This window comes from Kitasatospora sp. NPDC101176 (genome assembly GCF_044768035.1).
Taxonomy (GTDB): Bacteria; Actinomycetota; Actinomycetes; order Streptomycetales; family Streptomycetaceae; genus Kitasatospora.
Genome location: NZ_JBIWPA010000020.1, coordinates 136,652 through 157,743, shown reverse-complemented (window position 1 = coordinate 157,743; position 21,092 = coordinate 136,652). Strand labels below are relative to the sequence as shown.

General features: G+C 69.5%; 22 protein-coding genes and 1 pseudogene. 19 read left to right on the top strand and 4 right to left on the bottom strand.

Annotation, left to right across the window (positions count from 1 at the left end):
- Positions 1 to 232: 232 nt before the first annotated feature.
- From ACIRS1_RS25470 to ACIRS1_RS25455, 4 genes are all read left to right on the top strand, one after another.
- Positions 233 to 1,204 carry a hypothetical protein gene (locus ACIRS1_RS25470; RefSeq protein ID WP_402843766.1) on the top strand — a complete coding sequence of 324 codons (972 nt, stop codon included), beginning with the start codon at positions 233 to 235 and terminating at the stop codon, positions 1,202 to 1,204.
- Between the two features lie 164 nt (positions 1,205 to 1,368).
- Positions 1,369 to 1,530, top strand: a complete 162-nt coding sequence (locus tag ACIRS1_RS25465; protein ID WP_402843763.1) for a hypothetical protein — start codon at positions 1,369 to 1,371, stop codon at positions 1,528 to 1,530.
- A gap of 72 nt (positions 1,531 to 1,602) precedes the next feature.
- Positions 1,603 to 1,872, top strand: a complete 270-nt coding sequence (locus ACIRS1_RS25460; protein WP_402843760.1) for a hypothetical protein — start codon at positions 1,603 to 1,605, stop codon at positions 1,870 to 1,872.
- Positions 1,873 to 1,938: 66 nt separating this feature from the next.
- On the top strand, positions 1,939 to 2,616 hold the full coding sequence (locus tag ACIRS1_RS25455) for a hypothetical protein (RefSeq protein WP_402843757.1): 678 nt from the start codon (positions 1,939 to 1,941) through the stop codon (positions 2,614 to 2,616).
- Between the two features lie 198 nt (positions 2,617 to 2,814).
- Here the strand turns inward: ACIRS1_RS25455 and ACIRS1_RS25450 are convergent, their stop codons facing one another.
- Entirely contained in the window at positions 2,815 to 3,225 is a 411-nt protein-coding gene (locus ACIRS1_RS25450; RefSeq protein WP_402843754.1) for a hypothetical protein, read from the bottom strand.
- A 374-nt stretch (positions 3,226 to 3,599) separates the two neighbouring features.
- Between ACIRS1_RS25450 and ACIRS1_RS25445 the strand changes: the two genes are divergently transcribed.
- A complete protein-coding gene (locus ACIRS1_RS25445) occupies positions 3,600 to 4,439 on the top strand; it encodes a hypothetical protein (RefSeq protein WP_402843751.1) in 840 nt (279 codons plus the stop codon).
- 232 nt (positions 4,440 to 4,671) lie between these two features.
- On the opposite strand, the gene ACIRS1_RS25440 is transcribed toward ACIRS1_RS25445, so the two are convergent.
- Positions 4,672 to 5,325 (bottom strand): hypothetical protein, encoded by a 654-nt coding sequence (locus ACIRS1_RS25440; protein ID WP_402843792.1) that lies wholly within the window; start codon positions 5,323 to 5,325, stop codon positions 4,672 to 4,674.
- 183 nt (positions 5,326 to 5,508) lie between these two features.
- On the opposite strand from ACIRS1_RS25440, the gene ACIRS1_RS25435 reads away from it, so the two are divergent.
- The 10 genes from ACIRS1_RS25435 to ACIRS1_RS25390 all read left to right on the top strand — a co-directional run bounded on the left by ACIRS1_RS25435 (position 5,509) and on the right by ACIRS1_RS25390 (position 15,520).
- Positions 5,509 to 7,095: an ISL3 family transposase gene (locus ACIRS1_RS25435; RefSeq protein ID WP_402843748.1), complete on the top strand. Its 1,587-nt coding sequence runs from the start codon at positions 5,509 to 5,511 to the stop codon at positions 7,093 to 7,095.
- A gap of 511 nt (positions 7,096 to 7,606) precedes the next feature.
- A complete protein-coding gene (locus ACIRS1_RS25430) occupies positions 7,607 to 8,827 on the top strand; it encodes an IS256 family transposase (protein WP_402843745.1) in 1,221 nt (406 codons plus the stop codon).
- A gap of 29 nt (positions 8,828 to 8,856) precedes the next feature.
- The gene (locus ACIRS1_RS25425) at positions 8,857 to 9,009 is read left to right on the top strand and encodes a hypothetical protein (protein ID WP_402843742.1); all 153 of its coding nucleotides are present in this window, start codon (positions 8,857 to 8,859) and stop codon (positions 9,007 to 9,009) included.
- A gap of 259 nt (positions 9,010 to 9,268) precedes the next feature.
- Positions 9,269 to 9,577: a hypothetical protein gene (locus ACIRS1_RS25420; RefSeq protein ID WP_402843739.1), complete on the top strand. Its 309-nt coding sequence runs from the start codon at positions 9,269 to 9,271 to the stop codon at positions 9,575 to 9,577.
- Positions 9,578 to 10,441: 864 nt separating this feature from the next.
- Positions 10,442 to 11,293 carry a hypothetical protein gene (locus ACIRS1_RS25415; protein WP_402843736.1) on the top strand — a complete coding sequence of 284 codons (852 nt, stop codon included), beginning with the start codon at positions 10,442 to 10,444 and terminating at the stop codon, positions 11,291 to 11,293.
- Positions 11,290 to 13,491 carry a site-specific integrase gene (locus ACIRS1_RS25410; protein ID WP_402843734.1) on the top strand — a complete coding sequence of 734 codons (2,202 nt, stop codon included), beginning with the start codon at positions 11,290 to 11,292 and terminating at the stop codon, positions 13,489 to 13,491. The genes ACIRS1_RS25415 and ACIRS1_RS25410 overlap by 4 nt, the downstream gene beginning before the upstream one ends.
- Positions 13,488 to 13,949, top strand: coding sequence for a hypothetical protein (locus tag ACIRS1_RS25405; RefSeq protein ID WP_402843732.1), 462 nt, complete (start codon positions 13,488 to 13,490; stop codon positions 13,947 to 13,949). Before ACIRS1_RS25410 ends, ACIRS1_RS25405 begins: the two co-directional genes overlap by 4 nt.
- Positions 13,950 to 14,032: 83 nt before the next feature.
- Positions 14,033 to 14,395 carry a hypothetical protein gene (locus tag ACIRS1_RS25400; RefSeq protein WP_402843729.1) on the top strand — a complete coding sequence of 121 codons (363 nt, stop codon included), beginning with the start codon at positions 14,033 to 14,035 and terminating at the stop codon, positions 14,393 to 14,395.
- Positions 14,396 to 14,517: 122 nt separating this feature from the next.
- Positions 14,518 to 15,159, top strand: a complete 642-nt coding sequence (locus ACIRS1_RS25395; RefSeq protein ID WP_402843726.1) for a DUF6000 family protein — start codon at positions 14,518 to 14,520, stop codon at positions 15,157 to 15,159.
- A 160-nt stretch (positions 15,160 to 15,319) separates the two neighbouring features.
- Positions 15,320 to 15,520 carry a hypothetical protein gene (locus ACIRS1_RS25390; protein WP_402843723.1) on the top strand — a complete coding sequence of 67 codons (201 nt, stop codon included), beginning with the start codon at positions 15,320 to 15,322 and terminating at the stop codon, positions 15,518 to 15,520.
- 538 nt (positions 15,521 to 16,058) lie between these two features.
- Here ACIRS1_RS25390 and ACIRS1_RS25385 read toward each other — a convergent pair.
- The gene (locus ACIRS1_RS25385) at positions 16,059 to 16,412 is read right to left on the bottom strand and encodes an ATP-binding protein (RefSeq protein WP_402843789.1); all 354 of its coding nucleotides are present in this window, start codon (positions 16,410 to 16,412) and stop codon (positions 16,059 to 16,061) included.
- A gap of 208 nt (positions 16,413 to 16,620) precedes the next feature.
- On the opposite strand from ACIRS1_RS25385, the gene ACIRS1_RS25380 reads away from it, so the two are divergent.
- Positions 16,621 to 16,890, top strand: coding sequence for a hypothetical protein (locus tag ACIRS1_RS25380; protein ID WP_402843720.1), 270 nt, complete (start codon positions 16,621 to 16,623; stop codon positions 16,888 to 16,890).
- 6 nt (positions 16,891 to 16,896) lie between these two features.
- Here the strand turns inward: ACIRS1_RS25380 and ACIRS1_RS25375 are convergent.
- A pseudogene (locus ACIRS1_RS25375) lies at positions 16,897 to 17,568 on the bottom strand (Mu transposase domain-containing protein); the annotation flags it as partial.
- Positions 17,569 to 17,732: 164 nt separating this feature from the next.
- Here ACIRS1_RS25375 and ACIRS1_RS25370 point away from each other — a divergent pair.
- The 3 genes from ACIRS1_RS25370 to ACIRS1_RS25360 all read left to right on the top strand — a co-directional run bounded on the left by ACIRS1_RS25370 (position 17,733) and on the right by ACIRS1_RS25360 (position 20,261).
- On the top strand, positions 17,733 to 18,059 hold the full coding sequence (locus ACIRS1_RS25370) for a hypothetical protein (RefSeq protein ID WP_402843717.1): 327 nt from the start codon (positions 17,733 to 17,735) through the stop codon (positions 18,057 to 18,059).
- A complete protein-coding gene (locus tag ACIRS1_RS25365) occupies positions 18,056 to 19,687 on the top strand; it encodes an alpha/beta hydrolase (protein ID WP_402843716.1) in 1,632 nt (543 codons plus the stop codon). The genes ACIRS1_RS25370 and ACIRS1_RS25365 overlap by 4 nt, the downstream gene beginning before the upstream one ends.
- Positions 19,688 to 19,835: 148 nt before the next feature.
- On the top strand, positions 19,836 to 20,261 hold the full coding sequence (locus ACIRS1_RS25360; RefSeq protein WP_402843714.1) for a hypothetical protein: 426 nt from the start codon (positions 19,836 to 19,838) through the stop codon (positions 20,259 to 20,261).
- Positions 20,262 to 21,092: the final 831 nt, after the last annotated feature.

The following is a 21,092-nucleotide window of genomic DNA, read 5'->3' as shown; positions in this document are numbered from 1 at the left end:
CACCACCCGCTGGAACAACTCCCACAACTCGTCCGGCACCAGACGCTCCACGATCGTCATGCGAGCAGCCTACAAGCCCAAATGAGATGACTTCTAATACCACCTCGACCAGGTCACAGCACTGTTGACAGCCCTGGCCAACCACCGCGCTCCAGGACACCGCGTCCGGATCCTGCTGGTCGCCCGTTCCACTCACCAGTGGTGGGCCAAGCTGCGCGCCCGGAACCCCGCGATGGCCAGCGGCACCGAAATCGTCCTCACCCCGGGCAACGTGCTGCGACAGGTCGACGCGGGAGAACTTCGCGAGCGAGCCTGGACTGCGTTCAGCCGGCGGATCGCCGCCCTGCAATGGTCAGGAGTGCCAGACGACTGGGATCCCCAGGAGTTCCTCGACCAGATCCCGCACGGCGCGCCTCTTGAGGAAATCCTCGCCGAGGGCGCTCCGGCCACCGTCCTGTCTCTGCACATCGAGACCCTCGCCGGGGTCCTGATCGACAATCCGCTCCACGACAACCTCGACCCGCAGGAGGTTCTGCTCTACCACGAGGAGAAGTACTGGGACCGGGCCTCGGCCACGCTGTTCCAGCAGCCCCTCGACCCGGACTACCGCAAGACGCTGGTCGCCGTGCAGCGTATGACCGGCGCGGCCGACCAGAAAGAGGCGGATGCCGCGATCCGCACAGCGTGGGCGGTCTACCACGGCGACGACCCCATGGCGCCGCTCCTGACTCCGGACATGGTGCGCGCCCAGCGCAGGTTCCTCACCACGGTGTACCCGCCGACCGGCCATGCCTACTGGGGTGGGGTCGGCCCCGACGCGCTGACCGCCAGGCTCATTAACGACGTTGAGGCCGAAGGCTGCGGTGAGCCCGAGGACGGGACGTTCATCACCCAGACGCTGACTCACCCCCGTATGTCCCCCGCCCAACGCCGGCACTGCCTGACCATCGTCGGCCGCTGCATCTCGAGCTACCCCGCCCTGGCCACGGCCGCTTCCCAGGCCGTGGCCGCGAACCCGAACCTGCTCTGGGACGACGCCCAAGACCTCCTCGAAAAGCTGCCGGGCCCCACGCGTGACCGCTGGCGCAACGCCCTGGCCAGCGCACAGCGTCGACACGACGAAGTCACCCTGAGCGCTACCCAGGTGGTAACTGACGACGAGCCGGACCGACCCGATCTCCCCGTGGTGGACCTGAACCACTGACCGTCCCGGGGCCGGCAGACAGGCCTTCCCCGCCGCCTCCCAGACCCGTCTCGCTCCAACGGGTACCGCCCCCTCGACCTCCAGCGGAGACAACAACACCCCCTGTTCCACCAGCCGACCCGCCGCTCACGTCGGTGTCCCCAACCACATCGCCACAGCTGTCCTTGCGCGAGACGCCCGCGCAGGGCGTCGCCCGCTTCCCCCGGCGCACGGTCTTCGTGGCAGTCCGCGACTACCTCGGCTTCGACGCCCACGGCTGGAGACGCGTGCTGCTCTCGGCCTTGATCGCCACCGCCGTCGGTACGGCGCTATTGCTGTACGGGTAGGCCACCCCGGGGCCTGCTCCAACTGCGTTCCGCTCACCACGCCGCGACTGCGCCGGCGACCCGCCTGCCCACGTGGCGCGAGCCCAGGTGACCACCCAGCCCGACCACGACGGGCGCCTCTACCTCGGCCACCTCGAGCGCGGCAGCTACGTCGACCGCCTCGTCCGGGTCGGCGAGACCACCGCACTCACCGACCCGTTCCACCTCGACCTCGACCCCGCGGTGCTGCGCCGACCGGTACGGGGAACCGCGACGGCCTGGCGCCCGCGTATCGGCGAGGGCCCCAGGCCAGCTCGATCCGCTCTCATCACCGGGCGAACCCTGTTCGCGTCAAGCCGCTGAGCCGAGTCGGCCGGCGCGGGTAGCGTGGGCGGCCGCGGGATGTTGATCGACGGGGAGGGGTAAGCCGTGCGGTTTCCCAGCAGGGAGCAGCTGGCGGTCCTGAGCGAGGCCGAGTTCGAGGCGCTCGCCTCGTTGCACTTCGCGATGACGGAGGTGCGGCACGAGTGGGGTACCTCCAGGGCGGCCCTGGACCGGCTGTTCGCGTTGTCCGATCACGCCGAGCACCTTGATGACGGTGCCCGGTTCACCTTCCGGTCGCAGGCGCTGGACGGAGTGCGCCGTGCCGCCTACCGGTACACCGATGCGGTGGAGAGAGCGATGTGGCCGTGTGTCAGCGCCTACACCGTGCTCGGCATCGCCGTCCTGGAGCGGGTAGTCGACGGCAAGGCTCGACTGACCGACCAGGTGGTGGCGGAGCTGGCCGAGGAGCCGACGCTCGGACAGCTGCACGCCGCGCTGTCCGTTCCGGTCGTGGCTCTGCTGGCCGCGCGCGACGCCCAGTCCATCAAATCCGCCCAGCAGCGCCGCGAGCAGCTGCTGGCAAGGGTGGAGGGCATCTACGAATCCCTCGCTGACCCGATGCTGCCCTCGCCGTTGAACCGGGAGCAGGCCGCCGTCAGCTGGCTGACCGAGGCGCAGCCCGAAGGCACCGACGCGCTCTGGGAGGGGCTGTTGGAGCCCCTCGTGCTCCTGGCCGGCCAAACGCCCTCGGACGTCGCCTTCCACCTTCGCCAACGCGGCTGACCGTCGGCGAGCACCGCGACCGAGCCGGCGCGGTTCCGCTGCGCCACGCGTCGGCGATGACGCCCGAGCGGCACTCACCCTCGCCGCCGCCGCCTCGGCGGTGGCGGCGGCGAGGGGCGATTTCTACATTGCCCCGCCCGGGGCCCCGCCTCGGTGGCACGATGAGATGTCCATGGTCAGGCGCCTGTTGGGGGGTTGTCATTGCCGGGTGACAAGCGCCGTATTCAGACGGCGGTGCTGGGCAGCGCGCAGTCGGAGGAGCCGCTGCTCCTGCCGCTCGAGGCGATCGAGCTGGAGGCCTTCCGCCGGCGGCACGTCGAGGACACCTTCTGGTGCGGGTTGCTGCTCGGCGGCTGTGGCACCCAGCTCACCACCAAGCTCTACACCGACCGGGTCTGCCACTTCTCCCACCTGCCCGACCCGACCGGCCTGCACGTGTGCGAGCGCCGGGCCCGGGGCGTGGCGAGCGCCGACCACCTCTACGCGAAGTCCGCCGCCGCGGCCTGGCTGCGCGACCAGGGCCACCGGGGCGCCGTCCACCTGCGCGAGCCGCTCGGCTCCCTCGTCGACGTCACCTTCGAGCACCAGCCCCGCGGACTGCGCCTGCACCTGGACGACACGGTGGCACCGGTGTGGGACGACGAGACCATGGAGCCGGTCCTGGGCGTGTCGGTGCCGGTCGACGACGCGACGCTGGTGCGCCGCTGGTACGTCCACCGCATTCGGCTGGAAAGTCAGGGGACCGCCCGCGACGTGCGCATCGGAACCGAGGCGTTCGCCCGGCCGACTCAGTGGTTCACCCTCCAGGAGTGCAGCATCACCGAGCGGGGCCTGAGCACGCCCGCCGTCGAGGAGATCTCCGCCGCCCGCCGCGCTCCCCGATCAGGTGGCACCGGATACCGGCCAGCGGCGGGGACACCCAACACGGCGGCCCGCGCCAAGGGCTGCTGCGCCGCCTCGCGGAGGGCCGCAAGCTCGAGTCGGTGGTCCTCGTCACCGGCGTCGTCGAGGAGATCCGTGCCCTCGGCCCGCTTGACCCGCCGACCCGATCCCAGGTTGACCAAGCCCTTCAGGACCTCGAGCAGTGGTTCGCCGTACAGGCGCAGGCTCGCCGGGACCTGTTCACCCGCATCGACCAGGCCGTCCAGAACCAGGACACCGGTGAGGTGCGCCACCTACTGCTCCTCGCCAACGTCAAGGCCTCCCACGAACGCACCGTCGACGAGGAGGCGGCCCTGGCGGCCGCCGCCGAGCACCTCGCCGCCGTTGCCGCACGCAGCCGGGCTGCCCCACAGCCAGGGCTGCCCACCTCGGTCGTGATTGCCCGTCACCGGGCGGGAAGGCTGCTGGACGACCTCGAAGGCCAGCGCTCCACGAAGACGGCCGAGCTGTGCCCACTGGTGGACGCACTTGTTCAGGAAGCGGCCACGGCCGGCGACGCGCTCAGCCCCGAGGACCAGGCGCTCGTCCAGCGCTGGGTCGCCCGTGCCGGCAGCAACCGGGCTGTCGCATGGGCCGTCTCCCCGGACCGACCGGTGAGCTACCCGTGGAGCATGCACGATAAGGTCGCCCGCCGTTTTTGGATCGCGCGTTCGTGCCCTCGGTGCGGCGCGGAGGCCGGGCAAGACTGCCAGGCAGCCGAACCGTGGCGCCGGGGGCCCCACGAAGAACGGACCCAGCTGATCCTCGACGAACGAAAGGCTAGCCATCGGCGGGGAACCTGCCCGGTCTGCGGCCGGCCCCCGGGCGAAGCGTGCGCCACGACGAACGGAGGCCCGCACCCCGCGCGCATGGCCCGCAAGAACAGGGCCAGCAGCAGCTAAGCGACTCCCACCACGTCCCTGAGCCGTCCCGCTCGCACCTGGCGGTGGTGCCGCCCGGCACGGACGCGGGGTAGCAGCACCAATGCTGCTACCCGTAGCGGGTCGTGCTGCTCGCGGTGTGCAGCATGTGAAGGAGCAGCAGAACCAAGTAGCAGCAGCTGCAGCGGGCAGCCGGAGTGCAGCGCCTGCTGCACGGCCAAGGTGTAGCAGCAGCGCGTCCGTGGCAGGAGCGTCAGCCGTCCTCGTCCCGCTGCTCTCGTTGCCGCTGGCGGGCTGCCGCCTCCTGCAGCTGGCTCTTGATGCGGGCTGCCGTCGCGCGGGCGACTTCACTCTGCGGAAGGACGGCGCCGGAGGACATCCTGCGCTCCAGGTCTCGTCCGAGTTGCTGGCTGAGACTGCCAAGGGGGCCGTTGGCGCTCATCTCGTGGAGCTTGAGCAGTTCCAGGACGGTACGCAGCTCGCCCACTCGCATGGGCACGTGGACCGTCTGGTCGTCGGTCGTCAGGTGGTGCAGGGCCCGCTGGAGGTAGAACCAGTCGGGGCTGTGGGCGAGGTGGGAGAGCCAGGGTTTCTCACCGCGCCCGATGTGGTTGGGCAGGTGAGGGGAGAGGCGGTTGATGAGGTCCGCCACGTCCTGGCCGGCTTCCCGGTAGAAGGGGCGCTCCCCGCTGCCTGCGGTGCCGCTGTCCAGCAGGAGTGCCGAGACGAACGCCACCACCCGGGCCGGGTCGGGCACCAGGCCGTCGCTCAGCCAGCGCGCGCCGATGACCGACTCCGAGGGCAGCTTGTCGTCGCTGTCCACGAAGTAGTACCAGCCGGACCGCCCGTCCCATCCCAGCGCCGGCTGCTGCTGGCACCCCACCCGCTGCGCGAACTCGTGGCCCAGGTACAGGACGGCTGTCTAGGACGGTGTTTTCTGGGGTCTGGCCCAGGTTCTGTGATCGGTGACGCTCGGTCACGGATTCTGCGGGTCCGTGGGGTCTGAAGATCGTCCGAAACTCGGCGGCCGGCTGCTGCGGATGGCTGACGGTCGTCTCTTGTGTCGCAATCTTGGTCGTGGCTCTGCGAGTTGCTGTTCCCGTCGCTGCCGGAGGTGGAGGTGGTCGGTGTCGAAGTGTCCGGTGCGGTGGTGCGGGTCGAGGCCCGGGTAGCCGCGCCGGGTGCCTCCTGCCCTGGCTGCGGGGAGTGGTCGAAGCGAGTCCACGGCTCCTACCTGCGCTATCCCTCGGATCTGCCCAGTTGCGGGCGCCCGGTCGTTCTCGCCTTGCGGGTGCGGCGCTTCACCTGCCCGGATGCTTCATGTCCACGGCGCACGTTCGCCGAGCAGGTCGCTGGACTGACACGCCGTCACGGCCAGGTCGCCGAACGGCAGCGCAAGTCCGTAGCCGGCCTGGGCCTCGCGCTGGCTGGCCGTGCCGGGGCTCGCATGGCCGCACTGCTGAGCATCCGAGCCAGCCGCAGCACGCTGCTGCGACGGGTGATGGAGCTGCCCGACCCTGCCGTCGGTACGCCGACGGCGGTCGGTGTCGATGACTTCGCCCTGCGAAAGGGTCATGTCTACGGCACTGTCATCACCGACGCGGTCACCCACCGGGTCGTGGACCTGCTTCCTGACCGCGACGCGGCAACGCTCGCGCCCTGGCTGGCCGGGCACCCGCAGATCGAGGTGATCTGCCGGGACCGTGCCAGCGCCTACGCGGAGGCCGCCGACACCGCGGCTCCGCAGGCTCGGCAGGTCGCCGACCGGTACCACTTGTGGGCGAACCTGGTCCGGGCCGTCGAGCGCACCGTTATGGACCGCCGGCCGTGCCTGGCCAGCCTCCCCGCCGTCGAACAGGAACCCGGGCCCCAGTGGGAGACCCCACTGCCCACCGGCAGCGACACGGTCGGACCGGTCGACCCGACCGGGTGGATGGCCGACCGCCGCCGCGAACACCACGCCCTGGTCCACCAGTTGCTGGCACGCGGCATGGGCCTGCGTGAGGTCGCCCGCCACCTGGGCTGGGGGCGCCACACCGTGCAGCGATATGCGCGAGCGAAGCACTGGCAGGACATGGTGAAGGGGCAGCGCCCGCGGGCCAGCAAGCTCGACCCCTTCAAGGCCTACCTGGCCCAGCGCTGGGAGGAGACCGGAGGGAGGATCACCGGCCTGGCCCTGCTGGAAGAGATCAAACAGCAGGGCTATCGCGGCAGCTACACGATCCTCGCCGTCTGGAAGCAGGATGCCCTGGCCGACCCGGACGGCATGCCGCCACCGTCCCCGGCGCCCACGGTCCGGCAGGTCACCGGCTGGCTCACCCGCCACCCCGCCGGTCTCGCCCCTGACGAGGAAGTCCAGCGCAAGGCCGTCCTGGCGCACTGCCCAGAGTTGGACACCGCCGCCTACTTGGTCACCGCCTTCGCCCGCATGCTCACCCTCCTGGAAGGCGAACACCTCACCGACTGGATCACCAAGGCAACGGCCTCCGGCCTGCCCGGGGTCAGCACCTTCGCTGCAGGCCTGAACACCGACTACGCCGCCGTCGAGGCCGGGCTCACCAGCCACTGGAACTCCGGCCCTGTCGAGGGAGCCGTTAATCGGATCAAAATGCTGAAACGACAAATGTTCGGACGCGCCGGCTTCGCGCTCCTGCGCAAGCGAGTCCTTCTCGCCTGACACTGCGTGACCACGTCACACAACTGAGCCTGCCGCCCAACTACTCGACAAGCCCGTACTGTTGTCGGGACCGATGAACGTGATCACGAACAGACCGGGATCCAGCGGGGCCTACTCAGGGCTCCGATCGTGAGCCACGCGTGCGGCTGCCGCCTGCACCGCCCCTTACTCCCGCTGGTTCGGCCCGCAAGGACCTCGGGCGCCCCGGCGGCGCCTGTTGAAGCGACTGTCCGAGCTTGCCATACCTCTGCCAGCTGCACCAGGACGATCACCGCATGGCTGTCACACTGCCAATCCGTGACTTACCGTCACCAAGTCACGGAAGTTGAGCCAGACCCGTTTTCTGGCCCCGGGGTAACGGCGGCAGGTGGCCCCACCGAGGAACGGTGAAAGTTGGCCCCGATGGTGTCCCGCCGAGTGGTGTAGTAGGGATCTTGACGTGACCCCTGGTCATAAAGGAACCATCGCGCAACTCTCCGAGTAGGCATGCTCGTTGAGTGAGAGGTGCGCGATGGCCTTGTCCCAGTCTGACCTACTCCGCCTCATGGAGTCACTGCGTACGGCAGACGGAATCGAGTTGATCAGGACCCTGGCCCAGCGGCTCCTGCAGGAGCTGATCGAGGCCGAGGCGACCGCCCGGATCGGCGCCGAGCCGGGCGAGCACACCGAAGCCCGCACCACCTGGCGCAACGGCCACCGCGGCAAGACCCTGACCACGCAGGCCGGCGACCTGGAGCTGGCCATCCCCAAGGTCCGCACCGGCAGCTTCTTCCCCAGCCTGCTGGAGCGACGCCGCCGCATCGACCAGGCCCTCTACGCGGTCATCATGGAGGCCTACGTGCTGGGCGTGTCCACCCGCTCTGTCGACGACCTGGTCAGAGCCCTCGGCGCGGACACCGGTATCTCCAAGAGCGAGGTCTCCCGCATCTGCGTGGACCTGGACGAACAGCTCACCGCCTTCCGGGACAGGCCCCTGGGCCACACCCGCTTCCCCTACGTCTATCTGGATGCGACCTACTGCAAGGCCAGGGTGGACCACCAGATCGTCTCCCGGGCCGTGGTGGTCGCCACCGGCATCACCGAGGACGGCGGCCGAGAAGTTCTCGGGCTGATGGTCGGTGACAGCGAGACCGAGCTGTTCTGGGCCGAGTTCCTCCGCCACCTGCGTGAACGCGGCCTGACAGGGGTCCGCCTGGTCATCGGCGACCACCGCCTGGGCCTGGTCAAGGCGATCCGCAAGGTCATGCTCGGGGCCGCCTACCAGCGCTGCCGCGTCCACTTCCTGCGCAACACCTTCGCGGTGATCCCGAAGGACGCCGGCGAGATGGTCGCGGCGACCATCCGCACGATCTTCGCCCAGCCCGCCGAAGCCGCGGTCCGCGCCCAACTGGACACCGTCGCCGACATGCTCGGCGAGCAGTTCCCCAAGGTCAGGGCGATGCTGCTGGAGGCCAAAGACGACCTGACCGCCTTCGCCGCCTTCCCCGAACGACATTGGAAAAAGATCCAGTCCACCAACCCGCTGGAACGGATCAACCGCGAGATCAAGCGCCGCACCGACGTCGTCCAGGTCTTCCCCAACGACGACGCGCTCCTGCGACTGGTCACGGCCGTGCTCTTCGAGATGCACGACGAGTGGATCGCCTTCCCCCGCCGCTACCTGCCCGAGGCCAGCATGGAGAAGATCTACCCCAACGAGCCCGCCCGCAACGAACTCCCGCCTACTTCATGACCGTTGGTCCACGACCACTACACCACTTCATGGGACACGACCCGGTGCCGATCCCGTTCCCGGTTCCGGCCGGGATTACCAAGGGGAAGAAGTTCCGCACCACCTGGACTTCCTACGAGGCCCTCGCCGGGTTGCACGACTACCTGGTGCTGGACCGTGCGGCCACCGCTGCGGTGGGGTGAACCGCTCATGGTTACCGAGCCCGATCACCGGGGCGGGCGGGTCAACGGGGTGCGCCGCTCGTGGGACTCACTCACCCCGGCCGAACGCCGCCGCCTGGTCGCTCCCGAGGGCGGCTCATGCCTGCTGGCGGTGAAGCACGGCGGTGGCCCGTTCACCGCCTGGGCCACGGTCTTCGAGCGGACCTCGGACCGGATCCGGGCCCGCTTCGAGCCCCGTTTCCCTCACGTCTGGCCCCACCGATGTCGCCACACGTTCTCGATGAGGACCTTGGAATACCTGGTCACCGGCCACTACCGGCAGGCCGCGAAGCTCGTGAGGGACACCGACACGGACGCCGCACTGGTCCTCTACCTCTCCAAGGCGGACCCGTTGCTGGTGCTGCGCGACTTGTTGGGCCACTCCACTGTCCTGACGACGGAAAAGTACCTCCGGCGCCTGGACACGACCCGCATCTACCGGGATGCCTACGACGGCGCCGAGGCCGCAGCCGGGCTGACCTGCGACGCGGAGGCTGACCGCGAGGCCGCGGAGGAGTTCGGCGACGGCACCGAGGACGGGGAAGTCTGATGCCGACGATGCTCATCGACGAACCGCTCGGCATCTCCTGCGTCTTCAGCGACGGCAGCCGCGCGGCGTTCTTCCTGGACGGCCTGCCGAACCCGCGGCTGGCCCGAGACCTGGCCACCGGACTGGTCGACCTGATCCATCCGCACGGCACCGCGGATTCGGCGGGCACGGTCAACCACTACATCCAGTCCCTGCGGCAAATGGTGCACACGCTCGCCGAGCGGGGGTTCACCGGCGGAGCCGCACAGCTGCGACGGGGCCAGCTGGCCGAGTACTGGATGGGCAGCACCGGCCCGCGGGAGGCAACCAGCCGTGCGATGGTGCGGGCATTCGCCCAGGTCGGCGGCACCCTTGCGGACGGAGTGCTGGACCTGGCGACGGGACGGCCCTACAACCTCCAGCCGAACCACCATCAGCTGCCGCCCTACGCAGAGGAGGAATGGGCCCAGCTCACCGAGGTCTGCCGCACGCTGGCCGACGAGTCGTACGCCGCCCACCGGCAGGCCCTGGCCGCGCTGCCCCGAGGACGGTGCCCCCACAGAGGAGAGTGGAACGTGGAGAACCAGCGGTGGCTGCTGGCCCGGCTCGGCCCGCTCTCCGCCCCGCGATTCGCCGCAGCACTCGGTATCACGGAAGGCGCGCTCTGGCAGCGGGGCGGGTTCCTGCAGGCCAGCGCTGACCTGTTCCCCACCCACAACATGCTGATCGCCTACCGGCTGCTGTTCGGCATCTACTCCGGTATCGTGCCCGACGGCATCGACGACCTGGTGACCGGCGACATCGACTGGGCCGGGGACTCCACGGTCCTGCTCCTACATCAAGGGCCGCACCGCGGCCGAGAGCACGACCCTGCCCCGCCGGGCCGTGCGGCTGCTGGAGCAGTGGCTCGCGCACTCCGCCCTGCTGCGGAGCTTCACCGGGCCCGGACGGCGGCGGAACCTGTGGCTGGCCCAGAGCAACCCGGGGCGGTTCACCGTTGTCACCGGCTCCGGGGCCCGCGCGGCCGTCCAGCGCTGGACCGTGCGCCACGGGGTGCTCGCGCAGGACGGCCGTCCACTGAAGATCCACCGCTCGCGGATCCGCACCACCCACCTCGCCATGCGCGACAAGGCCGGTTGGACCGGCAGCGGTCGCGCCGCCATCGACCCGAACCACACTCCGGCCGTCGAGGGCGACCACTACCTGACCGCCACCACCGAGGCCCAGCGGCAGGCCGTCGAGGCCATCATCGAGGACGCCCAGCACGACATGCTCCGGCGCGCGCACCCGCCCACCGTGATCACCGGAGAAGACGCCGCCGTGCTGGCCGCCGGCTATCCGCAGCTGGTCGCGGCCATGGACCTGGACGACTCGGCGATCGCCGAGCTGGTCGGCGGGCAGCGGGACGTGTTCACCGCGGCCTGCGGCGACCAGCTCTCCGGGCTGCACGGGCCCAAGGGCAAGCCCTGCCCGGCCCGCCCCTGGGTCTGCCTTCTCTGTCCGCTGGCCGTGTTCGCCCCGCGGCACGCGGCCAACCTGCTGCGACTCAAGGCGTTCTTCTCCCGGCAGTGGCAGCAGATGCCCGCCGCCCAGTTCATGGCGGTCTTCGGCCCCTACGCCACCCGGATCCAGCAGGTCCTGGACCGTTTCGAGCCTGCTGTCCTGGCCGCGGCAGCCCGCCATGTCGAGGACCAGGACCACGAACTGCCCCTGCAACCTGAGGAGATGACCGCATGACCACCGCCCTCGCTTCCTCAGAATTCGACGGCCGGTCTGCGGTCTTCGCCGGTGCCGACGTCTGCCGCGAAGCCGGCCTCACGCTCCCCGGGGGAACCCGCCGCCCGCGCTTCGAGGACGATGTCTGGGACTTCACCGAGGTCGTCGGCCTGCCCGTCCAGATGGCGCTCTCCATCCGCCGGTTCGTCTTCACCGCCATCACCGACCCCCGGTGGCGGCTGGTCGCCAAGGAACTGGTCCTGGCCATGCTCGCTCCACGCCACCCGGCCGTCGCTCCGCTGCCCCGGGCGCATCGCACCACCCTGCACCTGACCAGCTGCGCGGCTCGGCTGGACGAGTTCACCCGGTTCTGCCAGTGGCTGTCCGGGCACGGGGTGTCGAGCCTCGCGCAGATCGACACCCGCGTCTGCGACGCCTACATGGCCCACCGGCGCTATGTGCTCAACGAGCAGGGCACGGTCGTCGGCGAGCAGAGCCCTGCAACCCGGCGTTCGGCCGCACAGGTCGTCGTCGACCTGGTCAACTACCGCGAGCTGTTCACCGCCGACCGCGTTCCCGCCGACCTGCGGCCCTGGGGCGGGGCCACCGCCTCCGCCATCGCCGAGATGCCCTGCGGCCGGACCGAGAACAAGACCCAGCCCGTCGAGGACGCGGTCATGCAGCCGATGCTCGCCGCTGCCCTGTTTCTGGTCTCCTCCATCGGCCCTCACGCCGTCGAACTCGCCCAGCAGATCCAGCAGGCCGACCGCCTCTCCTCCTGCAAGGCGCCAGGACTGCGCAAAGCCGGCCGCGCTCCGGTGAGCGAGTTCACCGCCCTGCTTGCCGAGTACGAGCGAACGTGCACGCCGCTGCCGATGCTGGCCGAGCACCACATCGCCGACCGCCTCACTGACGGTTGGCCTGCTGAGGACCCGCTCTTGCCGGTTGCCACGGGAGTTCTGGCACGTCAGGCCGGAGTGACCCAGTTCTGGGCTCGGTGGATGCCGGCCTTGCGCGACCCTCTGGAGCACGCCGTCGCCGCGGTCGGGGTCGCGGCGGTCTTCGCCCGGGACGCCGCCGAGATCACCGCGGCGGACTCCTCGTCCGTGCTGCCCTGGACCCCACCCCTGCACCGCCTCCAAGCCGTCGCTCTGGTCGGCATCGTCCGCACAGCGGCGATGATCGTGCTGGCCACCGCCTCAGGAATGCGGGCGAGCGAGCTGATGGAACTGCGGATCGGCTGCCGCCTTCCTCTCGAAGAGCCCGTCCCCGGGTTCACCCGCTACCGGATCGCCAGCAAGGTCGTCAAAGGCCAGCTATTCGGCGGGACCGACGACGAATGGGTCGTCATCGAGCAGGTCTATCGCGCCATTGAGCTCGCCGAACAGCTCCACGAGGAACCCGAGGACGGCGTCCTGCTCTTCGGCCTGTTCTCCTTCAGCGTCCGCTATCGCTGGTTCCGCAACTGGGTCAACTCGCAGGCCGGGCAACAGCTCGCACTTGCTCCGATCCCCGAAGGGCCCGTGAACCTGAGGATGCTCAGGCGCACTCTGGCTCTGGAGATGGCCTACCGGCCCGGTGGTGTCCTCGCGACCAAGATCCATCTCAAACACATCGCGGTCGCCACGACCGAGGGCTACAGTTCGCGCCCCGGCGGGGCCCAGGCCGAACTCCTGGCCGAGGTCAACAAGTACGAGAGCGACCGCAACCTGGACCTGGTCCTGACCGAGTTCCGCAACTTCCAACAGGGAATCCTGCCCGCCGGCCCAGGCGCCCGCAGCCTCACCGAGTTCTTCGCCAGCGTTGACGAGAAGCTCGAACCGGCCGCAGCACCGGCGCCCAGGACCCAGCACAGCGACCGGGACGTGCTGAACCTGCTGACGAAGCGCGCCAAGACCCTGCACATCGGCCCGGCGAACTTCTGCTGGTTCACCGACCCCTCGCGCGCGCTCTGCCTCAAGCTCGCCGGCACCCCCACCGCAGACCGGCCATTGGTCGGGATGTGTGACTCTGCCCGCTGCCCGCAGGCCACCCATCACCCCTGCCACCGGCCCGTCTGGGCCGAGCACGCCGCTCGGACGAGGACGTTCCTCGGCGACCTGGGCAAGACCCGCAAAACCGAACGCTCCCGCCTGCAGAGCGACTACGACCGGGCCCTTCGAGTCGTCGCCGAGATCGACGCGGCAACCCTCCACCGACCCGATGAGGAATCCGCATGAGGATCACCGCAGCCCAGCGCACTGAGAACGAGAACCGCATCCGAGCCGCCATGGACAGGCTCCTACGCGGAGAGATCCCGCCCGGCGGAAAGTGCGACATCAAGACCCTCGCCCACGAGGCCGCCGTCGACCGCACTGCCTTCTACGGCACCCGCCCCTATGCCCACCTCCGCGCCGAGTTCGAGCGTCGCCTCCAGATTCTGCAGGAAGCGGGCCAGATCCCCGACCCGCGCGAAGCCCAGATCGAGCGGCTCAAGACCGAGATCGCCAGTCTGAAAGAACGGCTGGCCCGCGCCGAGAACGTGAATGGAGAGCTGAGCGAGTTCCGCGTCCAGGCCCTGGCCCGGCTCGCCGCCCAGCATGAAGAGATCCTGCACCTTCGCAGGTCAGCGGCGGCAGCCACTGGAGTGACTCGCCTCCCGACAGCCCGAACCACAACGATCGGAACCTGCAGTTAGGCAACCGTCCTGACCCGCGCAGCAGCGAATGCGATGATCGTCAGAATGGCCGGGAACAGCGAACGCGAGGAACTGACAGCCCGATGAACACACCCGAACCGCTGACCAACGAGGAACTCGCCGAGATCGAGGAGATCGCCCAGGCCGCGACCCCCGGCCCCTGGTACGTCCGCCAGCTCGATGACGACTCCGCTATGAGCCTCGTCGCGATCAGCACCGTTCCCGACACCGGGCTCGGTGAGCGCTGGCCGGCCTTCGACCACCATCAGATCGTGGCCACCACCCTCGTCCAGCAGCCGCGGTATGTTGACGTCGCGGACGAACGCTGGGACGAGAACGCCCATTTCATCGCCAGCGCCCGACAGGTCGTCCCGCTGCTGGTTGCCGAGATCCGACGCCTCAACCGTCTACTTGAAGCCAAGGAAGAGGAGGCCGGGGCGCGCTGACGCGGACAACTCGGCTCCCCGCAGACCCACTGACCAGATCCTGACTCCGACTCACCACCCTCGGCGCAGGCGGACCACCAAAACCTCTGGCCCCGGCCCGCTGGCCACGTGAGGATGCCTTCATGCGCTTTCCTCGTGCCTCCGACCCCGAGCTTCTCGACGTCATTGATCGCTACGTCAAACCAGCAACGCAAGGTGTCGGGCGTTACCTGCACCTGCTGCATGGCAACTTCGCGCGTGATGATGAGAGCGAGCGCACGCCCTTCCTGCAGTCCATGCGTGATGCTGCCCGGGAGATCACCGATGAAGAACTCGAAATTCTGCTGGAGAGCGAGTGGCGCTCCCGCCTGACGGCATCGTGGCTGATCGGCTTCGACCGCCGTGACCACTTCCGTGACATTCTCGGCGATCTTCTCCTGGCCAGTCAGCTCTGCTTCGCTGGTCAGGGCTACTGCTTTGCCCTCGCACGCTTCGGCACCGACGAGGACGCCCAGCACCTCACGGTCTACCTGGACCGCTACCTCCAACGGCCCGACTGCCAGTACGACCAGCACTGGGCCATCAGCGCGCTCCTCCACGTCGACAGCCTCACGGGAAGCAACCACGCCGCCCGAATCCTGGCGCCCGGCGGCCTCTGGGACCAGTGGAACGAGCCGCAGCCAAGGTCATCATCGCCGAGCCGGTTCATGGACGATCTCTGCAGCTTCGCTGCAGGCAGCGAAGCCGGCGGAGGCATCGGCTCGGACCGACCGGAAGGGATCTGAACAAGCAGGGCGAGAGTGTGGCTTGCGTCACACACTCGTCGCTGTAATCCAACACGCACCGGTGTCAGGGTCGCAAACGCGGTCACCGAACACCTCCATCTCAATGACAACACGCACCCCTCCGCACACGGCCTGTGCGGACACAAGCCATGGCTGCGCGATGTCGCTGCTGCAGGCCGGGGTCGACACCACGGTCATCGCACTCTGGCTCGGCCACGCCGGCGTCCGCTCCACCGACGCCTACGTCCACGCCGACATGACCATCAAGGAGAAGGCACTCGCTCTCACGACACCGGTCACCGCCCGCCCCGGCCGCTACCAACCGAGCGACAAGGTCCTCGCCTTCCTCGACCGCCTGTGAGGTCGGTGATCGGCGCGGCTGGAGTTGAAGGGCTGTCGGCGCAACGACGGTCAGTCCTCCCACGGCCACAGACTGAAGCGCCACCACGGACCGCGCGGTGAGACGGTGTGTCTCAGGGCCGGGTGATCGAGAATTCTGCTGTCGAGGCGCCCGACGATGCGGGCGAGCTCGCGCGCGGACTTCGGAGGCAAGGCATGCATGGCCAGGTCCAGGAGGTCCCGCCACTCGCTTGGCTCCGGTGGGCAGCAGGACGGTTCGCCGCAGCCAGTGCGCACGACAGGTGAACGTCGTCGCGGGGTATGCGCCAGCGCACTCCAGGCAACCAGGGCTTTGCCCAGGTCACCGGGCGCGAAGCGAGTTCGCTCCAAACGGATGATCTCGGCCTGCGCCGAGCCTGAAACCTGACCGATCTTCGAATATCGCCCACGCTCAACCGGGAACCTCCGGCGCTCTGAGCGCAGGTCCGAAGGACGCCTACGCGGCATGGTCCTTTCGCTGCAATGTCATGGCGCCAGTGTGTCAGACGCCGAGCCATCATTCAGCCGCGGGCCGCCAGAACCTCGCACTCACCCTCCACTATGCCGAGTCGAGCAGCCGTCACACCCGCTGCAGCCAGCCACACGGACACCCCCTCCACATAGTCGCGCTCTCGGCATAGGTCGACGATGATCAGATCGGTTCGGGTGATCCGGGAGATGGCCTTCGAGACGGAGTCGTCGACGCGGTGACGGCGGATCAGGGCTCCGCGGTCCTCGATGGTGAACCAGGCAACGGTCATCCCGGCGTCGACCGCCGACTGGCCGAGCGCCTCGCTGAAGTGCGACTTTCCCGTGCCGGAGGGGCCGACGACGCAGAGGTTCTCGCGCTGGCCGACCCCCTCCAGGGTCCGCAGGGCGGACTGCGTGGGGATCGGGATCGGCGGCGCCGGACGTTGCGGCGACCGCGGAGGCAGGTGCTTGCATGCGCGGCCGCGTCGCGGCTGCTGCTTGGGCAGGACTGTCGTTCATGAAACAGGTGCTCTTTCCCGGTCGTGGCCGACGTCGAGTGCCGTCGGCCGAGGTGATGATGTTGCTGTCGTGGGGGTCGGATAGGTTGCCCGGATGACTGACACGGACCCGCTGGTGCCCGTCCTTGCCGGACTCGTCGTCGACGTCGTCCGGTTCCTCGACAGCTGCGAGGACGACGAGGCCGACCCCGACTCCGCGGTGAAGATGATGGAGGGCGTGAGCTGGGGGCTCGGGCAGTTGCCGCAGGACCAGCGCGAGCGGTTCCTGACCGTGCTCGCCGACCTGGCCGAGGCCGAGCAGGACCCGGGCCGACGGGAGTTCCTGGAGAACTTCCCCGTCGCCAGCGGCCTGGTCGAGGAGTAGGAGGGCTCAGGCCGAGCCGAAGCCCGACCAGGCGGAGGTGCCCGGCTGCAGACTGTGGTCCTCGCTGCGGCGGATCGGCTCGACGCGGTCGTGCTCGCCCTGGTGGCCCAGGATCGACAGCACGTCGCCCTCGGCAAACCGGCCGACCGTCGCCGCGGTCCCGAGTGCGCGGTCGACGTCGGCGGTCCCGTAGAGCTTGGCGAGCGCAACCGCATCGGCCATCTTCGCCCTGATCCGGCGGACACCGGTCGCCGCCGCCTCGACCAGCCAGGCCGCCGCCCCCGGGCCGATGGCCAGGAACTGGGCCTCGGCCGGGTTCGTCGGCTTCGGCGTGCGCTCACCGCGCGGCGCGTCGGGGTAGTGCTCGTCGGCGATCCGCGGACTGCCCGGCGCCGAGCGCGGGTGGCGGGCGACCTCGACCGCGCTGCCCGCGGCCATCGCGGTGACGATCAGCTCGTCGCCGTGGAAGCGGACCCAGACCCGCTCGTCGACGAGCTCGTACGGGACCGAGTAGCGGACCGACTCGACCGAGATCGTGGAGTCCTTGCCGACCCGGCGGGTGTCGCCGAACGCGGCGGTGAACGGCTGCTCGGGCACCGGGTGCAGCCGCAGCCGCTCCTCGGCCAGCAGCTCGGCCGGGATCCGGCGGGTCTCGCGGTGGATCCGGCCGTTCACCTCCGCCCCGCTGCGCGAGCCCAGGGCCGGAGCTCCCTGTTTAGCCCTGACCGCCTGTGCGGTCCGCAGTAGCATCTGAGTATTTGTACGGATGCGGAGCGCGCATCGCCTGTCTAGGGTTCTGCGGGGGTTGAGCTCAGACATTCGTTTCGGGGAGGGGAACCCACGTGGCTGACCACACCACGGGCAAGGTTGTGATCAAGCCGGCGGATCTACGGGCATCCGCGGGTGTCGTGAAGACGCTGGGGGAGGAGTTCGGCGCGCCGATCCAGAACGCGGTGAACACCAGCGCCACCGTCTCCGGGCAGTTGACCGGCTGGTCGATCGCGGGTGGACTCGCGCAGCTGGGTACCGACTGGTCCAAGCCGCTCGGCGACCTGCAGCAGCGTCTCGCGAACACCGCGACCAACCTGGAGGCCAACGCGACCGCGCACGAGCACAACGACCAGGCCGCCGCCGGCGCGTGGGCGCTCATACCGCAGGTGGCGAAGTGACCAGCGCGTATGAGCTCCTGGTGAAGCTCGACCCGCACGGGCTGCACGACGCGGCGAAGGCCTGGACGGCGCTCGGCCACGCCGCGGAGACCACCGGCCAGCGGCACCGCAGCCAGGTGGACGGACCGCTGGCCGGCAACTGGGAAGGCGAGGACGCGAAGGCCGCGCTGCCGTTCCTGGCGAAGACGGAGCAGCACCTGAACATCGTCAAGATGGAGGCCGACACCGCCGCCCTCGTCCTCAACACCGTCGCCGACCGGATGTACCAGGCGCAGACCAACCTCACCAACGCCGTGAACCGTGCGGTGGACGCCGGCCTGGACGTGTCCGCCGACGGCATCGTCAGCCTCCCGCCCGAGGGCAAGGGGGAGCACAACGACCCGGACGCGCAGAAGGCGCGCCAGCAGCTCGGGTCGCAGATGAAGAGCTTCCAGGACCGGATCAACGCCGCTCTGAAGGACGCCCAGACGGCAAGCGACCAGGGCAATTCGGCGTTGGGCCGGCTCAGCTCGAACGCCCTCGACCCGGCCAAGGTGAACGGCGCGCTGGCAGGGGCGAAGAACGCGGCCGCCGCCGCGATGCAGGACCTCGGACTGGTCGACCCCTACATCCCGGACGGCAAGGACCCGGAGAAGTCCGCCGCCTGGTGGAAGGGGCTCACCCCCGAGCAGCAGGACGCCTACCTGGCCCTGCACCCCGATCAGATCGGCCGCCTCGACGGGCTTCCCACGACCGTCCGCGACGAGGCCAACCGGCTCGTGCTCGACGAGAAGCTGGACGCCTACCGAAGCGGGAAGCCCGGCGACTTCGATATCGACGAGGACGAGTACACGTCGCGGATCAACGCCCTGGAGGAGGTCCGCAGGAAGCTGGCAGCGTCCGACGGGAACCCCGAGAACCACCGGATGTTCCTGCTGGGAATCGATCCCGAGGCGCACAACGGCCGGGCCATCGTCTCGACAGGCAACCCCGACAAGGCTCAGCACACGGCGGTCTTCGTGCCGGGCACCGGAACGGTGTTCGCCGGGGTGCCGGGACAGATGGACCACATCCGGCGTCTCCAGAAGGCGGCCGAGGACGAAGCCGACGGCGGTGCGAACGTCGCCGTCGTCTCGTGGCTCGGCTACGAGACGCCGAACTGGCTGGACGGCACCGTCGCCGAAACCGACCGGGGAGATGCCGGGGCCCCACTCCTACGCAACTTCACCAAGGGGCTGCGGGTGGCCGAGGGCGACAACGGCCTGTGTTCGCACCTGACCCTGATGGGCCACAGCTACGGGACCTACGTGGTGGGCGCGGCCGCGCGCGACGGCGGTGCGAATGTCGACGACATCATCGCGCTCGGCAGCCCGGGAATGGGAGTGGACAAGGCGTCCGAGCTCAACATCGACCCCAGGCACGTCTGGGTCGGCACGGCCAAGGACGACTTCATCCAGACGTTCACCGGCACCGTGTTCGGCGAGGGCCCCCAGAACGGGGTCTTCGGCGGCCAGCGCATCCAGATCGACACCAGCGGACACGGCGGCTACTGGGACATGGGCCCCAACGGGGCCAGCGAAAGCCTCGACAACCAGGGGCGGATCATCGCGGGCCGGCCACCGACGCTCGCTCCCAAACCCCCACACTGACCCCGCGACCAGTCCGACCGACCGCCGACTCAGGAGCACCATGACTTCCAGCGCGCCCCGCACCACCAGGCGGATCATCGCCACCGCGCTCCTGCTCGCGGCACTCGGCGGATGCTCATCCGCTGCCGACAGGAGTGACACACCACCCGTGAAGTCCAAAGCCGACGCCCAGACCTGGGCCCAGCAGATCACCGAGCACATGGCCCGCACCGCCGGCATCGAGACCGACCCCTCGACGATCTCCGCGCTCTTCACCCCGTGCACCGGCAAGAACGGCGAAACCGCCCCTGACGACCGGTACATCCTGATGTACAGCGTGAAGAGCTCGGTTCCACGCTCCCAGCACCCCGACGCGGTCAGGAAGATCCGCGACATGCTGACCGGCGAAGGACTGACGGTGAAGGGCTACCGCGAGAGCGCCGACGGCAAACCGGACGCACTCGTCGACACCTACCACCCCACCAGCCGGTACTCCGCCACGGCGTCCACCTCGGGTACCGGGGACCGCATGTACCTGAGAGTCACCACTCCCTGCCTGCTTCCACCCACCCCGGGGTCTACGCCCGGTTCCTGAAGTAGGTTCCCGACAGGCACGCGCCGGGCTCTACGGCTGGAACGGTTCCACCGAACGCCCCGGCGACGGCCGTGAACTCCTATCGCGTCCGTCTGCCGCGGCGCAGGGCGGGCAACATCCCGCTGCCCGGGTCACCTCCGCGCGGGGCGGAGCGGACGAGGAACCCAGCGGCGGCCGTCTGGGCCCTGGGCGGGGCACCACCGTGCAGGCAGAGCAGGCTGCCCACCGGGGGCCGGCCGAGAAGGTGCGGTGTGTCAAGGGACAGTAGGAGTTGGCTCTGGCGCGAGTTCCGTGAAATCCGCCCGCGGATCTTGACGGTTGGCGATCATGTCGGGTGCCTGTTGCTGATCTTCTAACCGTCTTGTTCCCCCAGTCCGCGTCGCTTCACGTGAGCTCGCTCAGATCGGTTGGCCGGTCGGTTCGGGTGCATACTCGCGGCAGGACACCGGGAGCGACATGCCCCGGCTGCGGGACCTGGTCCGAGCGCGTGCACAGCGGGTACGAGCGGCGGATCAGCGACACTGCGGTCTCCGGGCAGGAGCTGGTGCTGCTCTCCCTGCCCTGGGCGGGGAGTTCCGCTGGCCACCAAGGCGGAGGGTTGATGGACCCACCCACCCCTCGCTCTCCCCGTCCGTCGGTGGCGGCACCTGCCCTGCCGCGACGCCGGGACCGGGCAGCAACCTTGTGACCGACGCGGACCTGACCAGGCAGGTGGCTGGGCGCGGCGCGCTCCGCTACCGCACCCTGGCCAGCGCCCGGATGCGCTGGACAATCCTTCGCTGCCGCCTGGATTGTGCCGCCGGATCAGCCGTGGGCCCGTCGCCGCACCGG

Bases quoted from the DNA above. Each gene is read 5' to 3' on its own strand.
- ACIRS1_RS25470 (WP_402843766.1), top strand. From the start codon at position 233: ATGGCCAGCGGCACCGAAATCGTCCTCACCCCGGGCAACGTGCTGCGA.
- ACIRS1_RS25430 (WP_402843745.1), top strand. From the start codon at position 7,607: ATGGCCTTGTCCCAGTCTGACCTACTCCGCCTCATGGAGTCACTGCGT.
- ACIRS1_RS25425 (WP_402843742.1), top strand. From the start codon at position 8,857: ATGGGACACGACCCGGTGCCGATCCCGTTCCCGGTTCCGGCCGGGATT.
- ACIRS1_RS25420 (WP_402843739.1), top strand. From the start codon at position 9,269: ATGAGGACCTTGGAATACCTGGTCACCGGCCACTACCGGCAGGCCGCG.
- ACIRS1_RS25410 (WP_402843734.1), top strand. From the start codon at position 11,290: ATGACCACCGCCCTCGCTTCCTCAGAATTCGACGGCCGGTCTGCGGTC.
- ACIRS1_RS25405 (WP_402843732.1), top strand. From the start codon at position 13,488: ATGAGGATCACCGCAGCCCAGCGCACTGAGAACGAGAACCGCATCCGA.
- ACIRS1_RS25400 (WP_402843729.1), top strand. From the start codon at position 14,033: ATGAACACACCCGAACCGCTGACCAACGAGGAACTCGCCGAGATCGAG.
- ACIRS1_RS25395 (WP_402843726.1), top strand. From the start codon at position 14,518: ATGCGCTTTCCTCGTGCCTCCGACCCCGAGCTTCTCGACGTCATTGAT.
- ACIRS1_RS25390 (WP_402843723.1), top strand. From the start codon at position 15,320: ATGTCGCTGCTGCAGGCCGGGGTCGACACCACGGTCATCGCACTCTGG.
- ACIRS1_RS25380 (WP_402843720.1), top strand. From the start codon at position 16,621: ATGACTGACACGGACCCGCTGGTGCCCGTCCTTGCCGGACTCGTCGTC.